Source organism: Okeania sp. SIO2B3 (assembly GCF_010672525.1).
GTDB lineage: Bacteria > Cyanobacteriota > Cyanobacteriia > Cyanobacteriales > Microcoleaceae > Okeania.
The window spans coordinates 23,196-42,448 of sequence record NZ_JAAHGH010000065.1; the positions used below are offsets into that span (position 1 = coordinate 23,196).

The window sequence follows — 19,253 nt, forward strand, 5'->3', positions numbered from 1 at the left end:
TCTTTTCATTTAAAAGTAAATTTCAACTCAATTACTGGAGCATCATCATGACAGTATCATTCACCAAGTATCATGGCCTGGGCAACGATTTTATTTTGATAGATAATCGCCACCTCCCGCAACCTATAGTAACACCAGAACAGGCGATAAAATTGTGCGATCGCAATTTTGGCGTTGGTGCAAATGGTGTGATTTTTGCTCTGCCTAGACAAGATCAAGCAGATTATACCATGCGGATATTTAACTCTGATGGTTCAGAGTCAGAAATGTGTGGCAATGGGATTAGGTGTTTAGCTAAGTTTATTGCTGAAATAGATAATGATAATAAAACTAAATATAAAATTTATACTGGTGCAGGTCTACTTGGAATCGAATTACAACCAGATGGCCAAGTAAAAGTTGACATGGGACAACCAAAACTATTGGCATCGGAAATACCCACAACTCTAGGTAATGCTGATGAGAAAATTGTCAATCAAACTGTAGAAGTGGCTGGAAAGTCTTGGTCTGTTACCTGTGTCAATATGGGAAACCCACACTGTATAACTTTTGTAGAGAATGTTGCTGATATAGCTCTAGAAATAGTAGGTCCTCAATTTGAGGATCACTCGGTATTTCCAGAACGCACTAATACAGAATTTATTCAAATTGTTAGCCCAAATTATGTGAAAATGCGGGTATGGGAAAGAGGTGCTGGTGCAACATTAGCTTGTGGCACGGGTGCTTGTGCATCAGTAGTAGCAGGAGTTTTAACTCAAAGAAACGAAAACAAAGTTACAGTTGAACTACCTGGAGGTTGTTTGGAGATTGAATGGTCAACTACAGATCAAAAAGTTTATATGACTGGACCAACAGAAAAGGTATTTACAGGAGTTATTAATGAATCAATAATGAGTTCATAAAAATGTAGAGATTGGCAATTGTTGAAAATGAATTTTTTGACAATTTAAAAATTAATTTTATAGAAGAAGGAAGAAGGAAGAAGGAAAAAGGAAGAAAGAAAAATATTGCGTTGCCTGAGTTTTCGGCTTTTGATATTTCCTTACTTTTCTTTCGACTGCTATAAAAAAATTAGCTGTACTATTTTCAATACTTAGAATAACTTTTATAGCATTGCGCGCTGGTATGTTGACAAATTGCAGGAACTACTAAATAGCTAAAAGTCTGAGAAAATTGGTTTTTTATTCCTCCTATTGCCTGCGCAAAGCGCTATAAATAAAAATTAAAAGTTATATTGATTTTTGCTGGGAATTTTGACTTAAAAATAGAGGTATATTCATGGGCGGAGGTATTTACTTAATTCGTGACAACGATCAACTTGTGGAAATGACAGAACAAGCTTATGAGTCTGAAGATCAACTACAAGAATTTATAGAAACTTATCCTAACTTACTTGCGGGAGATGATATAGATAGAGCTACTCCCAGAAGATGGTTATTAATATCACGGGAAATAGCAATATCGACAGAAGAAGAGATTACACAACAATGGGCGTTATCTCATTTATTTATTGACCAAGAAGCAATTCCAACATTAGTAATAGTTAAAAGCGCTTATAAAGCAGAAATTCGCCAACAAGTAGTAGGTCAAATGATTGATTATGCTGCTAATGTAGGAGTTTATTGGCCTCTAGAGTCAATTGTTGCTCAATTTGAAGTCAACTGCCGGGAACATGGTCGTGATCCAGAACAAGTGTTTGAAAAATTTCTGGGTTTAGATGCTAACGAAGAGAAATTCTGGCAAAAAGTTAAAACTAATTTGCAAGCAAATAAAATTCGTTTAGTGTTTGTGGCAGATAATATTCCGGCAGAACTACGGAGAGTAGTAGAATTTCTCAATGAGCAGATAGACCCAGTAGAAGTTTTAGCATTAGAAATTAAACAGTATGTGAGTCAAGAAGGTTTAAGAACTTTAGTTCCAAGATTAATTGGTCAAACAACTGAAGCGCAACTGAAAAAATCAAGCACAACTCGCGAGAGAAGAAGGTGGGACGAAGTATCTTTCTTTCAAGAATTTAAAACTAGATGGGGCGCTGATGAGGCAGCAATACTCAAAAAAATTCATGAGTGGGCTAAAAACCAAGAACCCATAACCTCAATTCAATGGGGGACTGGAGATGTTTATGGTGGCTTTACTATAATAGTTAATCAACCAGAAAAAAAGAGTCTAGAGTTATTTAGTATTGATATTTCAGGTCATCTAGAAATTTACTCGAATAAATATAGTTGTCAACCTCCATTTAATAACAATGGTAAATGGTTGGAATTAAGAGCTAAACTTAGTTCAATTGGTCTAGCTCTACCTGGAAATTCAGAAGAATTTAGAGCGCCTAGTTTACGTTTATCGACATTACAAGATGATGTAGCATTACAGCAAGTAATAGAAACTTTTCATTGGATTATTGAGGAAGTTAATCAAGTTTGAATTGGTAATTTCAGTTATCAGTTATCAGTTATCAGTTATCAGTTGTAATTAAATATAAAGGTGACTGAAATAATAGCCATTAACCAGGTATTTAAAAGTTATTTAGATTGAAAATGGTAAAGTGGCGATCGCCTAGTTCAAAGATATAGCAGAAAGAAGAAGAAAGAAGAAAAAATGTGGCGTTGTCTGAGTTTTAAGCTTTTAATACGTCCTAATCTTTCCTTCGACTGCTATATTTCAAATTTTGTTTCTTTAATTAGCTATTAATGGAAATACGCTTGAATAATTAATAATTAATAATTAATAATTAATAATTAATTATTAATAATTAATAATTAATAAGTAATATTTGCCATTCCTGTAAAGCGAATGGCAATTCGTCCTGCTCTGATTATTCGTAATATTTTTTTCCAAATTAGTATAACACCTAAAATCTAATACCAAATTGATAAATGTTTGCTACAAATAGATAGGATATTTCTTAGGAGTCAGGAGTAAGAATGAATGGCTTTAATAGCAGTTTTTAGGTCGGAATTTATCTTTTTAGTTCAAGAGACATCTCCTTTCATTAATTGATAATTTATAATTGATAATTACCTCTGGTTAAAACCGCTACGGAATTGAATATAAGGAAATATTATTTCTTCTCTTGGTCTCATGGATATGGCGAGGAGACCCGCTCTTATCAGAGCCGCTCCGCTGTTAGCGTTTGCGGTAGCATTCCGGAACGGAAAGCTTTGCGGTAGCAAACGCCATCCCATCCTAACGGACTGCTCCGCAAACGACCGCTTTTTTTCCCTTAAAAGGGGAGGCTTCAAGGCGCGAATTATTTAATTATTAATTATTAATTATTAATTATTCGGTAAAGCATTTTAATTGCCTAAATTAATTAGTAAAATTATTTTTTGAAATTGGTATAACGCCTAATTATATGCAGTCTCAGATAAAATTGGTATAACATTTTTCTATTAAAGCTAAATAAGTTAGAAATTATCATGTCTGATTCTATTATAGGTAAAATTATTGGTGGTAAGTATGACATTCTTACTGAAATTGGCAAAGGTGGAAGTGGTGTTGTTTATTTGACTGAAAAGTTAAATACTAAGGAGCGTTATGCTATCAAAACACTTTCTACCGATGAAAAAAATGCAATTAAATTATTGGAGAGAGAAACTCAAACTTTAAAACGTTTAAATCATCCTCATATTGTGAAATTTATCGAAGCTGGTTATGAAGAGCGTCACAGACTGGTTTATTTGGTATTGGAATATTTAGATGGTCAAGATATTAAAAATTATTTTGATGGTGGCATTGATTTAAAAACAAAGTTGAATTTATTTTTGCAGATTATTGATGGAATTAGTCATGCTCATGGAAAGAGTATTATTCATCGGGATATTAAGCCAGATAATATTAAGGTGGTAGATATTGATGAGGAACCGGAAGCAAAAATTTTAGATTTTGGGATAGCTATTATTACTACTACTTTGTTAACAAATACGATTAGAAGTTATCATACACCTTTATTTTCTGCGCCGGAGCAAATTAATCTTGAGAGAGTTTCTAGAGATTCGGATGTTTATTCTTTGGGCGTGACTTTTTTATATTTATTATCAAGTCAGTCGGAGCGAATTAATTTTCAAGATGAAAGGGATAAAAATATTCTTTATGAGTCTGTTGAAGAATTTTTAAATGGTTATGAAAATTATCAAAATTTAATAGAAAGTTTTAAAACTGCGACAAATAAAGACCGCGAAAAACGCCCTAAACTTGATATTTTGAGAAAGGTTATTGCGGATTTTTTAGAAATATTATCTGAAACAACGGACATAGTATTTAGGGTGACTCCTGGATTTAGAGAAAAAGTAGATAAAAGCAATAATTATCAAGGACAAGGTTTAAGAGTTCAAAGACATATTGAGTCAGATTTAAAAGCTAATTCAGGAATCTTATATATTAAAAAACATACTCAAAAGAATCGGAAGCAAGAAAAAGATAATCGGCTGAATGTAGAAATTTTTATAGAAACTTTAGCTAAAATTTACCAAGGTTTTATTGAGTTAGATGAACCTAATTACATTGTTATTTATAACGAACAATTCTTTGTTAATCCTCAAATACAAGAAAGAATTATTGACAATGGAGTAGAAATAAAAATTGAGCCAATCGTTGAAATAGATTCTAATTCAAGAAGAAGGAAAAGAAATTTAGGCGATTTAAATGAGTTAGTTAATCAAATTTTGGAGAAAGAACAACAGGTTAAAAAGGAAAGAGAAAATAATCAAACATTAGCAGCAACGTTTGAACAATGGCAATCTGTAATTGATATTGAAAAAGAGATTATTCAAGAGCAAAAATCAACTTTTGGATATAAACAAAAATTTTATGAACAGCAAAGAGAAATTGTAATTTTAACTTTAACAAAACCTATCTCTAGTGAAGATTTGGAAAAAATTACATCTCCTCCATTACCTGTAAATATTTCCACTACGAAACAATCATCTTCTAGTCGAAAAAAATTCAAGCAGTTCCCTATTGGAGATATTATTGATGGGGAAAAATCTAGTAACGGAGAGTTAATTGAAAAACTACATATCAGTATAGGAGATTTTTGCCCTGATGAAATTATTCAGTCTATATCGAACACAGGAAAAATCGAAACAAATTTACAAGACCAAGAATCTGAAATTGAAAAAAGACGTAAAGCTTTAAGAGAAATTAGATATGGTGATTCAGAAAATCCAGAATTATGTCAGGTTATAGTTAATCCTTCTGATGTTAAATTAATTGAGCCTATATTAATTAATGAATTTTTTAATCAACAACTAGACGAGTCACAAAAAAATGCTGTATGTAAAGCTTTAGCTACTGAAGAAATATTTTTAATTCAAAGACCTCCAGGAACTGGAAAAACTTCTGTGATTACAGAAATTATTCGGCAAATTCTCAAACAATATCCTAATGATAAAATTTTGATTTCTTCTCAGTCTAATGTGGCAGTAGATAATGTCTTGACGAGAATATTTAATGTGGAAGGTGAAGAAATTCAGTGTATTAGAATTGGTAGAGAAGAAAAAATAGAAGAAAGTGCTAAACAGTTTGAAGTGGGGAAGGCTATTATTAACTGGCAAAAATCTATTAGTAAAAAATCTGTTGCTTATTGGCAGGAGTCTCAGGAGAAAAATCAGCAAATTTTATCAGGGGTGAAAAAGATTTCTGAGCTAGAAGAGATTAAAGATAAAAATCAAGAGTTAAAAAGTTTGGCGGCAAGATTAACAAAAACAATTGCCAGACTTAATTCGGAATTGGTTATTGAACCTGATAATTTAGCATCTATAGAATTTTCTGATATTGCTTTAGAGCTAATTTATGAAAAGCTAGAGTTGGAAAAAAAAATATTAAAATCGATAAAAAAATATACTGATAAATTTGGCATCGAATATCCTCTACAAAAGCAACTTTCAAATTGGATTAATCAAGAGTCAAAATTCTTGGAAACTATCCTGGGTGATAATCAAGAAAATTATCAGAATTTCATCAATTTACAGAAGTTAAATAAAGAATGGAATGAAAAATTGCAGAGAAAACAACAAGATTTGATGTCTATATTTCTAGATGAAATAAATGTTGTAGGAGCAACTTGTTTAGGGGTAGCGCGATTTAAAGACCGTAATTTTGATTGGGTAATAATTGATGAAGCTGCTCGCTCGACTGCACCGGAAAGTTTTGTACCAATGTCGAAAGGAAAGAAAGTTATTTTAGTGGGAGACCATCAACAGTTACCGCCAATTATTGATAGAGAAATTCAGGAAAAAGCGTGGAATGAACAACAGATTGAAAAGAAAATTCTGGAGATAAGTTTGTTTGAGTATCTTTATGAAAAATTGCCAGATAATAATAAGATAACTCTAACTAATCAATATAGAATGCACCCAGATATTGGTAATTTAGTCAGCGAATTATTCTACGAAAGTAAGGTGAAAAGCCAATTTGTCAATCTTGAGAAAAAACAACATGGTTTGACAGAATTTAAGAGCAGTATTTATTGGATATCTACTAGCGATGTTTCAAAAGAAAAATCTCAAGAAAAACGAATAGGAAAAAGTTTTAGTAATCTTTATGAGGCTAAAGTTATTAAGGGAGTTTTGGCAAAAATTCAAGAAAATTGTGAGTTGAATAATTTATCAAAAGAGGTCGGTGTTATTTCTGCTTATCGTTCACAAATTGGTATCTTGGAATCGACTATTGCTCCTAAAAATAAGCAGTTGTGGAAACATCTACATATTGTTATTCATACAGTTGATGCTTTTCAAGGTGGAGAAAAGGATATTATTATTTATGATTTAGTTAGGAGTAATTCTGAGAAAAAATTAGGCTTTACTTCCGACTATCGCAGATTAAATGTGGCTTTATCTCGTGCTAGACAGTTATTAATTATGGTAGGCAATGATAATATGGCTTATGAAGGAAAGACTCCTCGTAACATTCCTAATCAATTTAAAGATTTAATTGAATATATTGATAGTAGTAAAGTTTGCTCTCGACTTGAGTCTGGTAAATTTATATGATGAAATACTCTTTATTACAACGAACTCTTAAGAGGGGTTTAGAGACCAAACTCCTACAGATGAAAATTTGGAAAAATTCGGAAAAATGGAGTTATTAATAAAATTATTACAATTAACCTCTAAAAAGCTGTAAAAGATTTTCCTTTCTACAACCTTAGCGATCGCGGAGCGGAATGGAGTTCTATCGCGCTCAAAACTGTACTATTTTGGGTTGAATAAAAAGTCATGGGTATATACGAACGACTTCATCTAAATACTATAGTATCAAAATTTGGGGGAGGATGGAAACCTTTGATGCGGAAGTTATGCGCTCCAGAAAATGATTGGGTGAGGTGTTTTTTATGGAGAAGGAATTATGGAAACCTTTGATGCGGAAGTTATGCGCTCCAGAAAATGATTGGATGAGGTGTTTTCTATGGAGAAGGAATTATGGAAATATTTGATTCGGAAGTTATGCGCTCCAGAAAATGAGAATTTGAATGTAGCTATTAAGAAAATCATAGCAACTAACTTTTGAAAAGGGTTTAGAGACTAAAGCTCTAGAATAAATAAAAAGCTGTAAAAATTTATTTGAGGAACTTAATGATGGAGAACGAAATTAAAGACTTTGAAAATAAGATTAGAAAATATCATTCACTTCCTGAAGCAATAGTGCTTGATTCTAAACCAGTTGGTTATCCTTTCTATGTCTTACGTCTTGACTTAACTTATTTGGCGAATAGAGAATTAAAATTACTAGAAGAATTTGTATTGAAATCTATTACTAATGGGTTGGTAAAACCAAAAGAAATTTCTAGTTTTCTTGGTATGGAAAGTTATCAAATAGAAAAAGTATTATCAGAATTGATTTCCAGAGATTTAGTTAAAAGAGAAGAAAATTTAAAGTTAACAGCAGCAGGTGTGGATGTTTTAGAACAACAAACAGTTTTAGCTCCTATTTCTGAAACTCAGACATTTTATCTAGACGCTCTAAATGGAAAACTGACAAACTCTTTCTCTCTAAAAATTTTTGATAGTAAAAATTATAAAAATAGTTCGATAAATAAAGTAATCAAAAAACCGAGAAAAGGTCATATAGAAGATTTAGTTGATTATTATCCAGAGATTGAAAAACTCTTGCAGAGTTCTCATCCTAATAATTCTAATCCCATAGAATTACTGCAAGTTAATAACCTAGAAATAATATATCCTCAATGGCATGAAATTTTGCTGGTTTTGTATAAAAATAATCCTGGCGATCGCGAAATTGAATATGAGTTTTTTTCTAGAGGTTCTATTCAAGTAGAGTATCGAAATACTATAGAAAAATTGTATGCTGAAGGAAAAAAAATACTGGAGCCAATTTTTCAACAAATGGAACAGGATAAACTACCGGAAAGTTTAGGTAATGAGGTTATTTTTAGTATTAAAGATGATGATATTCAAAGAGTAGAAAAGCTAACTACAAAAATTGACTCTCTTGATGACCCAGATAATTTTATCGAAACTAAAAATAATTCACTAAAACAGGAAATACAAAAGCTGAAACAAGAGCTACAACAAATAAAATCTCAAACTAGAATTTCAGAGGTAGTTCATACTTATCAAATTCGCGAATATTTACTTAAAGCTTTAAAAAAAGCAAAAAATAGATTAATGATAATTTCACCTTGGATTAAAGCAAATGTAGTTGACAAAGAATTTTTATCAACTTTAGAAGCTACCCTCAGACGAAAAGTTCAAGTTCATATAATCTATGGAATTAAAGGTTCAAATTCTCAAAATGATTCTCAGTCGATTAAACAATTAGAAACTTTAAAGGAAAATTACAAGAAAAATTTTCAATTTGACAAAACTGAAAATAGTCATCGTAAACAAATTATTTGTGACGATAAATTTGCCATAGTAACCAGTTTTAACTTTTTATCATTTAGAGCAGACCCTAATTTAACATATAGAGATGAACTAGGAGTTATTCTCAGAGATAAACAAACTATAGAAGATTTATTTGATAGTGGGATTAATTTAAGCATTTAAATTTATAAATGTAAGTATTCAGCTATGGTCTAATCAGGTAAGCATTTAGCTAAGTGCAGTCAGCTTTTCCTCTCCTGCCGAATGTTACACAAACAGAATCACAATTAATAATGAATAATTACTTCTAAGTTTAAAGGAAAGTGCTTTGATAGTTACTTTGAATTCTCCATCAATTTCTCAATTTCTTTTATATCCTCCTCCAAATCAATAGCTGATAGCTGAATGCTTACTCACCAATTATTGATTTATGAATTATTCATGTACTATAAATCTCGATAAATACCAAATAAATAAACTTTTTATTCAAACTTTTTAGGGACGTTCCATGGAACGTCCCTACGTTATTTTTCACTAGATATTAGTTAACTATCTATTAGCTTTTCCTGATGAAATACTCTGTAAAAAGCATTAAGTTATCAGTTAAAAATCTAAGAGTTTAAGAGCCTCACTCCACTATATTTGAAAAATTAGTGGTGTGGCTTAATAGGAATTTAAATCCCTTATTACACACCTTGAAAAGCTGATAGCTGAATGCTGACTGCTGACTGCTATTTCAATTACTAGCTTTCTGAATTGAAGGACTTGATTGAGCTAAATATAATCCTAACAATACTATAGAAAATCCTAACCAACTAATTATAGTAAGTTGTTCTGAAAATAATCCCCAAGCAATTAAAGCAGTAATTACAGGTTCCAATAAAAAGCATAAAGCAACAAAACCAGAAGAAAAAGTTTTGAGACTATAAGTAACAAACCCATGACCTAAAACTTGGGCAATTACTGCTAAACCAATAATTGATAACCATCCTCCCCAAGAAAAAGGCAAAATATGATCTTCGGTGAGCAAAGCAATAGGAAGAGTAAATAAACTACCACTTATACAAGTCCATAATAAGATAGTTATCGCTGAAAATTTGGAGCGAAGTTTTTCAATTAATAAGTAGTAAGCACCAAATAAAATTGCAGATGCAAATGCTGCTACGTCGCCAGTAAAATGTTCTAAATCTACTTGTATATCATCTGCTCCAATGGTAATTACTCCTACTACAGCTATTCCCATTCCTATTAAAAATCTACGGTCAAAACGAAGACTTAAAAATATCCATCCTCCCAGAGCAGTAAAGATGGGAATCATATTATGAAGTATAGTTGAATTCGCTACATTAGTTTGGGTTAAAGACCATGCCCACAGAAGTAAACTAGGAGCAAAAGTAAAACCACCAGCTAATAAGCAAATCCAATCACTAAGTGTATAAGTTGAATATTGTTCGTTTTTATTAGTTGATGATTGATTTTTGTGAGCTTGGAAATTACCCCAAAACCATAAGACAAAACCAGAGATGACAAAACGATCTAATACTGTGCTAGCAGGTCCTAATTCTCGTTCGCTTAATCGAATAAAAATTGCGGCTAAGGATACGGCTAATAATCCTATTAATAATGCTATTAAAGATAACAATGTGGATTTTTGTGCTGAATTTTGGGGTAGTAATTGTAATTGACTTGTCATGTTAAATTTACCTTTAAGTTTTGTATAAGCTAGAAAAAAATTTACATATTAGTCCTGTTTTGTAGAAAAACTAAAGAGTTTTTAGTTCTTTAGTAATTTGAATTATTTAGCGATGAAAATCAAACGGGACTTAGGAGTCTGTGATGCACCCTATGAGTTTAAAATTGCTTTGCTCTGCAATGCTGACGGGCTCGAAATTGCAGAAAAATCTTCTTTTGCATAAGTTTTCTTAATACAATCTATAACTCAAGATTTTTTTTGATCGATGAATTAAAAAAAAACGATTTCCACAGCAGGGAATGTGAAAAAAAAATCAAAAAAAAATTACTAATTTATTTAGGGTTTACTCATGGTTAGAATCTATCGGCAAAATTGCTGTGACAATTCTAAATAAATTATAAATATATAAATAATTATACAGTATGGTTTTAACAAAATCAATTTTTTTTTTATGATGAAAGATAAAATTTGAAAATTGAACAAAGAAGAAGGAAGAAGGACCTAAGTTGGAAGGAAGAAAAAGGAAAAAGTGGATGGGGACTCAAACCCCAACCAATTGTAAACACCGTGTAGATGATGGGGTATTAAACCTAAAATAAAAAGAAAATGATAATCAAACTAAGATTTATGTATTTTTGCAAAAATCAATTAAATATTACTAAAGATAGTGTAGGCATAATACTTTTTATACAAAATTCAAAAAAAGGTAGTTACATCTTAAATTTGTGATTTATTTCTACAATAAAAAAATCTAAATTACATAAATTCTAAAAATTCAAACTTTTTTCCTCTTTTTTTATGATGTTTTTCTTTCCCTGTTCCTTCACAGGAGTCAGTATTCCCTTGGGTATGTCGCTGACGCGGGGTCGCACCGCTGTTCCTTGTGTCGTGACCATAGCCATATTTTACGAAATTGGTATTACAAAAGACTGAAACAGCACTATCTCAAAATATTCTCGGTTGATAGAAACGGTATTTAGAATCGTAGAAAAAACACTTTTTTTTACTTGACAAAATATACAAATAAAGATAAGTTTTTTAGCCAAATTTTCAATTGTTAGGTAGCGACATGACCCCAGAAAATGACCAGTTAAATAAATTAGGAATTATTGCTGATTTTTTTCAATTTAACCAGCTCAACACTAACTTTCGCACAGAGACAATAGCAGGAATAACTACCTTTGTGACAATGGCATATATTTTAGTAGTAAATCCTGACATATTATCTAAAGCAATTTTTTTGCAGAACTCGGGCGATTTATTTGGAGAATTAGTAATTGCTACAGCAATATCAGCAGCATTTGCTACTCTAATTATGGGAATATACGGTAATTATCCATTTGCCTTAGCACCAGGCATGGGGTTAAACGCTTATTTTACTTTTTCAGTAGTGTTGAAGTTAGGAATTTCTTGGCAAATTGCCTTAGCTGCTGTGTTTGTAGAAGGCTTGATTTTTATTGGTTTAACTATTAGTAAAATCCGCAATCAAATAGTTAATGCTATTCCTGAATCTATTAAACAAGCGACAACAGTTGGTATTGGTTTATTTATTGCTTATATAGCTCTGATAAACACCAAAATTATTGTCGCTAATGAAACAACAACTACAACTTTAGGGAATCTAAATCAACCAGAAATATTAGTAGCGATCGCTGGAATTATTATTACTTCTGGATTCATAGCTCGCAGGATTACTGGAGCATTATTATGGGGAATCTTAGCAACTGCCTTACTAAGCTGGATATTAGGAATTGCACCTTTACCTCAAGGAATTGTCAGTTTTCCTGAATTACCAACACACTTATTTGGTCAAGCATTTATTGGCTTGAAAAGTATAATAAAAACTAACATCTGGGAGCTAATAACTATCATTTTTGTTTTAATATTTGTAGATTTATTTGACACAGTAGGAACTTTAACAGGATTAGGAATAAAAACAGGTTATTTTAATCAAACAGGAAAATCATTAAACCTAAAAAAAGCATTTATGGCAGATGCAATTGGTACAACATTTGGAGCAGTAATGGGTACTTCCACAGTCACAACTTATATTGAATCAGCTTCAGGTATTTCCGAAGGAGGACGCAGTGGATTCACCGCAGTTATTACAGCAATTTTATTCATTTTATCTATATTTTTTATTCCCTTATTATCAGCAATTCCTTCCTTTGCAACTGCACCAGCATTATTAATTGTAGGAGTATTAATGATGGGTAGTGTTCGTAATATTCATTGGGAGGATCCAACAGAATCTATTTCAGCATTTTTAACAATTATAATCATGCCTTTAAGTTACTCAATTGCTGATGGATTAGCTATGGGTTTAATTATTTATCCTCTTCTCAAAACATTCCAAGGAAAAGTACATGAAACTACTTTTACTATGTGGCTATTAGCAATCATATTTATATTAAAATTTGTACTTGTTGGAAAAGAATCATTAACTTCTAATTAAGCAAACTTCAGATGATTAATAAAAAAAAATTTCCCTACCGCGTCAATTCTATCCTTGAAAAAAATCAGGTTGGGGAATGAGACCTTGGTAGTAACTTTTTATTCTTTCTCAATTTCAAAGGTTGCTTTTACTTTTCCCAAAATTATAGCGCTGTGCGCAGGCAACAGCTCCGGAAGGCAACAGCTCATCTGGGGGAATAAATTGCTGATAATATAAGGCTTTTAGCTATTGGACACCTCCTGCAATTTGTAAATATGCCAGCGCACATTGCTATAATAGCTGATAGCTGACGGCTGTTTGCGCAGCATTCCGCAGGAAATGCTTACATAAATACTGAGCCACCCACTGATGTTTGTGGTAATTTTTATAGTAGTTTAACTTAAAGATGAGACGTTTTTTCGTCTGAAACTCCCTCATAGCAAGAAAGCTTTGTCTCAATCTAAAGTTAAATGACTATATGTGACAAATTAGAGGTGCGGAATCTGAGTTAAAAAGCGATAAATTTGTGTTAATTATTTAGAGTAAATTCACGGCAATAGCCCCTGCTTTCTCAATACTAGAATAATTAATATTGCTGTTATCCATAATATTATTTATCTTTTTTCTTCTTCCTTACTTTTTTTATTGTAGTGTGGTCTTATAAGGTTGGAATTAGATACTATCATACAATAATTTATACCTGTTTGTATAAACTTGATTATCAATCTTTCGCTACTTCCTAAACTCAGGAATTTACCGAAAAACTTACTTAAACCTCTTGTGGCTATTATGCGACATTTGTTAAACTAAACTTAAGGTCAAAATCACAGCAGAGGAAGAAGTGGTAGTTAAGCCGAACTGGTTACGAGTAAAAGCCCCTCAATGGCAAAGAGTTGGTAATGTCAAGGAAATTTTGCGAGACTTGAATCTCAATACGGTCTGCGAAGAGGCTTCCTGTCCAAATATCGGTGAGTGTTTTAATGCTGGTACAGCAACTTTCCTAATTATGGGACCTGCTTGCACCCGTGCTTGTCCCTACTGTGATATAGATTTTGAGAAAAAGCCTCAGCCTTTAGACCCAAATGAACCAGAGCGACTAGCAGAAGCAGTTAAAAGATTAAAGCTCAATCATGTAGTAATTACCTCTGTTAATAGAGATGACTTGAAAGATGGGGGCGCTACTCAATTTGCGAAATGTATTTCCCAAGTTAGAGAAACTTCACCTCAAACAAGCATAGAAGTCCTAATACCAGACTTGTGTGGTAATTGGCAAGCTCTGGAAATAATTCTTCAAGCAAAACCAGAAGTGCTTAACCATAATACCGAAACAGTTAAACGACTTTATCGGCGAGTTAGGCCTCAAGGTGACTATCTGCGGACATTAGAACTTTTCAGGCGATCGCGAGAATTTGCCCCAGAAGTATACACAAAATCTGGTATTATGGTAGGTCTGGGAGAAACTGAAGCAGAAGTCCAAACAGTAATGGAGGACTTACGGAGTGTTGACTGTGACATTTTAACTATTGGACAATACTTGCAACCAAGTCCTAAGCACCTACCAGTATCTAATTTTGTTAAACCAGAAAAGTTTGATCGATGGAGAGAAGTGGGCTATTCATTGGGTTTTTTACAAGTTGTTGCTTCCCCCTTGACTCGTAGCTCATATCATGCAGAACAGGTAAAAGAATTAATGAAAAATCATCCAAAGGCTAAAAGTCAGAAGTAGATTTTAGATTTTGCCTCATTTTTACGACTCAGGAAAGCTACGATCGCTTCCAAAGTACATCACCCATCACCCCTGATAGCAAAAATGATCACTGCTAAAATGTGATACCGATCGCCTATTATTGTGTCTAGACTAACTTAATAGATAGAAATTAATTAGTAACTATATTGATAACGCTACACATAAATTTAGTTATAAGCTCTAAAAAGATTAAGTTGAGTGAATAAAAAGTGTAACCAGGAAAAAATCACAATAACGATGTATAATAATTTAAACTCAAAAATCCGAAAATTCCCGAAGTGATCGGAAACAACCAGTAATAGTGATGAACATTAATATAACTTCTGACTATAGTCACTTTTCTATAGCAGAAGTCTCCCTATACTAAAAATCAAGCCTAGAGAAGTTACCTGGGGCAAAAACACACAGGCAAATGAACTCTCAAGGTCATAGCTTATATATCTAAATATAAGCGATCGCCTAAGTTCATTCAGTCTAAGTAGTTAATACCCATCAGGAAACAAAACTAGACCAAATGCCAATTTCTCACAGATTAAGGCATTTTATCCATAGACTGTCCACTAAGTACAGCCTTTTGTCACTTGGAGCAACTGAGATGATCGCTATGTCAGCTACTTATCCTTACACTGAAGAATCTGAAGAACAACTGCAAGATGATAATTTGCAGACTAAAATTTCTGAAGAGATAGAGCAAATCACTGATCGAGCAGAAACCAATCAGCTAGAAATGGAGAATGGAGAAACAGATAATGCTCAGAAAAGTACTAGCCGTGGTACAACTGATTTAGTACGTTTGTATCTCCAAGAAATTGGTCGAGTTGACTTACTAGAAAGAGATCAAGAAGTCTCTGAAGCTCAAAAAGTCAAACGCTATGTGGAGTTATGGGAGTTACTCAATGAATCAGCTACAAAAGAAGAAGGCATAATTCAGTGTTATCTTCGATTGATTGAAATTCGCAATCGTCTGGCAGCTCAGTTGGGACATAAGCCATCTTTGGAACGGTGGGCAAAAGCAGCAGATATACCTGTGGTAGAACTAAAACCAACTCTCGCGGCAGGAAAACTTCGTTGGGCACAATTAGCAGGTTTAAGTGTCAAAGAGCTGGAGCAAGCTCAAAGTGATGGAATTAAAGCCAAAGACCACATGATTAATGCTAACTTACGTTTAGTAGTGTCAGTAGCGAAAAAGTACCAGAATCGTGGCCTAGAGCTTTTAGATTTAATCCAAGAAGGAACTTTGGGTTTAGAAAGGGCAGTTGAAAAATTTGACCCAAGACGAGGGTATAGATTCAGCACTTATGCTTACTGGTGGATTCGTCAAGGAATTACAAGAGCGATCGCTACTCAAAGTCGTACAATTCGCTTACCCGTTCATATTACTGAAAAGTTAAACAAAATTAAAAAAGCGCAACGTAAAATTTCTCAAGAAAAAGGACGTATAGCAAAACTTGAGGACATTGCCCAAGAACTAAATATGACACCAGCTCAAGTAAGAGAAGTTTTATTGAAAGTTCCACGTTCAATTTCTCTTGAAACTAAGGTAGGTAGTGATAAGGATACTGAGCTAGGGGAACTCCTAGAAACTGAAGATGCTTCTCCAGAGGAAATGTTGATGCGAGAATCTTTAGTACAAACATTAAAAGGACTACTAGAAGATTTAACTCAAAGAGAAAAGTCTGTAATTTCGATGCGTTATGGTTTAGGAGATGGTAATCCTTACTCTTTATCAGAAATTGGTCGTTCTTTAAAATTATCTAGGGAACGAGTCCGTCAAATTGAAGCAAAAGCTCTACAGAAACTGCGCCAACCCAAGCGTCGTAGTCAAGTACAGGATTACTTGGAGTCTTTGACTTGAGAAAAGAAGAGATAAAAATGTGGCGCTGTCGGTACCTGGCCACATTTTAGGATTTAGGCGCTGCTGATGAGTGGGCATGAATAGATGCTTAAAAGCTATAAACCACATTCATAATTTGGTAGTGGTGCATAGTAATGGTAGAGGGAGATGGGGAGACCTAGTGCCGCTACGCGGGAGTCAAAAGTATTGATTGGTAAGGCTTTTAGGCTATTGTAAATGGTTAGTTATTTCTGCCATCCTGCACTACTGTAAGTAGGAAAGAAATCGAAATACATCCTCTTTCTTTTCATCGGTAATAACAGTTTACATCATTAGGTAATTTGTCCCAACTCAATTAATACCATTACGGTTGTAGGACGTAAGCATTTCCTACGGAATGCTGTGCAAACAGCTATTAGCTGTCAGCTCTCAGCAACAAGACTCTCTCCTCAAGGGTAATGTTTAAATTAACAACTGATTTTAAGGGCAAGGGAACCAACTTTTGTAGTAAGACAATTAATCAAGCTTTTATCCTAAACTAAAAGCAATAGCTGAAGTCCGCAGTTCCTCCGGAGGAGGTTAGCTGATAGCTGATGGCTGACGGCTGAATGCTTACTGTAGGACTGCCCATAATCTAGCAAAATCATATAGTCATTCAGCAATGCCAGGATTTAATATTAAATAGGTTAATGTTTACTAAAAATGATTGATAGAGAGATGGGAAAATGAGCAGATAGCATAATTACTTGTATTTCAAATAAAATTGCTATATTACATTACAGCACTTTTGAGGATAGTGAGGTACAGCTATAAGACTATTTATTCCTATATTCGCTGTTGCCAGATGAGCTGTTGCCTAAAGCAATAAAACTTTGTACCTCATCAACTAGAAAACTGCTGTAAATTCGTTTGATTTAACATAGAAAAATTCTCGAATTGTTATAACTACTAAATCTTTGTGATTCTCTCTCATCCTAACTCCTACCTTCAAAAGATTTTATAACGATGCTACCAGATTTGATATTACTCTCTGGCTCAACTTTCAGCTTTTATCAAATAACTTTAGCATTATTGTTTGTATTTCATTTAACTTCACAATATTCTTTACTCTTACTAATTTCTGGCATTTCTTCGTGGCAAACGATATTTCCTCGCATCAACCCAAGCTGCACCATAACCAATACGATTAGTATTATAAGCGATCCACATATAACCATCTTCACCCCAGTCAGTACCCCAAGAATTTTTCACTAACCAAGCACGTTTTTGATCATCCCAACCAATAATAGTCACAGCATGATTAGGAGTTCCATAGGCATTCTCGTTATAAACTCCACCTTTGTAAGCATGAAACGCATCAGTCATATATACAGCAGAAACAACCGGACCATGTTTACATAAAGCTTGTTTCATCTGAGACACAGAAGGAATACCACCGTCGTTACGCACATATCCCCAAGTCGCTGCTTTCAAGGGTGTATTGCGTTGGAAACGACAGACAGCATCTGTTGCTTGATAGCGAAACATTCTTTCTGGTAAGTTCCCTTTGTTAACCATAAAATTAAATACAGGTCCATACCAACCACCCTTGCAGGTTCCCCCACCACTACAACTAAGAACGTGTTGTTCTGAACCATCTGCTAAACCTCCGACCTGAGAATAAACAAGGTTATTGTGATAGAGAGCACTAGACTCAAAAGCAGCGATCGCCGCAAATGCCCAACAACTACCACATTCTCCCTGGTCTCGCACTGGGGTAATAATTCCGGCGTCGCGCCAGTCAAAGGTAAAAGCATCAGGAGAACAGATAGATTGTTTTTGTCCTGGACTTTCTTCCATGTTGGAGAGTATTTGCCGAGCGCGAAAATTCTGTTGTGTTGCCAATTCTGCTAAGTTTCCAGGAACTTGAGTTCCGGCAAGTGTATCGATGCTGCGCCATAAGGCAGAACTCGGACCAACTTGAAAACCTCTTGATTCTGCAAAGTTACGCAGTTGTTGCCAACGTCTATTGAATGCTTCTCGACTCATGGATAGTAGTTGCTCTGAGTTAGGGGTTTTAGTATTTGTCAAGGGTGAGTTGAGCAACAAAGGAGTTGATGTAGTGGTTGTTGAGTGAGTATTACTGTATAGTTTTTGATTTTGTTTTAAGTTGCGACTGTTAGAAGTGCATCCTTGAGAGATTATTCCCAATATTAGCCCAATTGTACAAAATTGTAATAACTTTGAATATTTAACCATTACCCATTACATTAATATAGTTATAGTCTTGGTAGGTAGGTTATGCCCACTATTATTGATATACAATCTTGCAACTATTAATTACGGAACAGTTGTCATACACGATGCTATTGTGTAATATCATGTCCGGATAATTAGTGATCAAAAAACTTTCTCCTTCTCCTCTTCTTCCTTGGTCTATTCAAATGAAAACTGCTTTATCAATCCTATCCGTTTTCAAGGAGAGGTAATTGTTAATTGTTAATGGCTTTGTTGCATGAAAAGGTTTCTTAACATCCATTCCGCAGCTATATCGCTCTGTTTCGCGATTATTGATGTTCTATTGATCTATTGTCCAATAGTTATTGCTCTGCTGATTACAGCGCTTTTCAGATTGATAAACCACATCGTCATAACGAAAACCTTGTAAGGGCGTTAGCGGAGCTTTGCGTTAGCAAATGCCATTCGCCCCTACTGTGGTCTACTGAAATGAAAACCGCTGT

Annotated in this window: 10 protein-coding genes; 8 read left to right on the plus strand and 2 right to left on the minus strand. The window is 33.7% G+C overall.

Going from position 1 to position 19,253, the window contains the following annotated elements; genetic code table 11:
* Positions 1-47 precede the first annotated feature (47 nt).
* The 5 genes from dapF to F6K15_RS27110 all read left to right on the plus strand — a co-directional run bounded on the left by dapF (position 48) and on the right by F6K15_RS27110 (position 9,008).
* Positions 48-902 carry a diaminopimelate epimerase gene (gene dapF, locus F6K15_RS27090; RefSeq protein ID WP_293066884.1) on the plus strand — a complete coding sequence of 285 codons (855 nt, stop codon included), beginning with the start codon at positions 48-50 and terminating at the stop codon, positions 900-902.
* A gap of 11 nt (positions 903-913) precedes the next feature.
* Positions 914-1,066, plus strand: a complete 153-nt coding sequence (locus tag F6K15_RS27095; protein WP_293066887.1) for a hypothetical protein — start codon at positions 914-916, stop codon at positions 1,064-1,066.
* Positions 1,067-1,278: 212 nt separating this feature from the next.
* On the plus strand, positions 1,279-2,424 hold the full coding sequence (locus F6K15_RS27100; protein ID WP_293066890.1) for a hypothetical protein: 1,146 nt from the start codon (positions 1,279-1,281) through the stop codon (positions 2,422-2,424).
* Positions 2,425-3,419: 995 nt separating this feature from the next.
* Positions 3,420-6,992: a serine/threonine-protein kinase gene (locus tag F6K15_RS27105; protein ID WP_293066893.1), complete on the plus strand. Its 3,573-nt coding sequence runs from the start codon at positions 3,420-3,422 to the stop codon at positions 6,990-6,992.
* Positions 6,993-7,574: 582 nt separating this feature from the next.
* Entirely contained in the window at positions 7,575-9,008 is a 1,434-nt protein-coding gene (locus F6K15_RS27110; protein WP_293066896.1) for a phospholipase D-like domain-containing protein, read from the plus strand.
* Positions 9,009-9,561: 553 nt separating this feature from the next.
* Here F6K15_RS27110 and F6K15_RS27115 read toward each other — a convergent pair.
* Positions 9,562-10,518 carry a DMT family transporter gene (locus F6K15_RS27115; protein ID WP_293066899.1) on the minus strand — a complete coding sequence of 319 codons (957 nt, stop codon included), beginning with the start codon at positions 10,516-10,518 and terminating at the stop codon, positions 9,562-9,564.
* 1,069 nt (positions 10,519-11,587) lie between these two features.
* On the opposite strand from F6K15_RS27115, the gene F6K15_RS27120 reads away from it, so the two are divergent.
* The 3 genes from F6K15_RS27120 to sigC all read left to right on the plus strand — a co-directional run bounded on the left by F6K15_RS27120 (position 11,588) and on the right by sigC (position 16,554).
* The gene (locus tag F6K15_RS27120) at positions 11,588-12,973 is read left to right on the plus strand and encodes an NCS2 family permease (protein ID WP_293066908.1); all 1,386 of its coding nucleotides are present in this window, start codon (positions 11,588-11,590) and stop codon (positions 12,971-12,973) included.
* Positions 12,974-13,775: 802 nt separating this feature from the next.
* A complete protein-coding gene (gene lipA / locus F6K15_RS27125) occupies positions 13,776-14,678 on the plus strand; it encodes a lipoyl synthase (RefSeq protein ID WP_293066910.1) in 903 nt (300 codons plus the stop codon).
* A gap of 625 nt (positions 14,679-15,303) precedes the next feature.
* Positions 15,304-16,554 carry an RNA polymerase sigma factor SigC gene (gene sigC / locus F6K15_RS27130; RefSeq protein ID WP_293066912.1) on the plus strand — a complete coding sequence of 417 codons (1,251 nt, stop codon included), beginning with the start codon at positions 15,304-15,306 and terminating at the stop codon, positions 16,552-16,554.
* 1,092 nt (positions 16,555-17,646) lie between these two features.
* Here the strand turns inward: sigC and F6K15_RS27135 are convergent.
* Entirely contained in the window at positions 17,647-18,771 is a 1,125-nt protein-coding gene (locus F6K15_RS27135; RefSeq protein ID WP_293066902.1) for a C1 family peptidase, read from the minus strand.
* Positions 18,772-19,253: the final 482 nt, after the last annotated feature.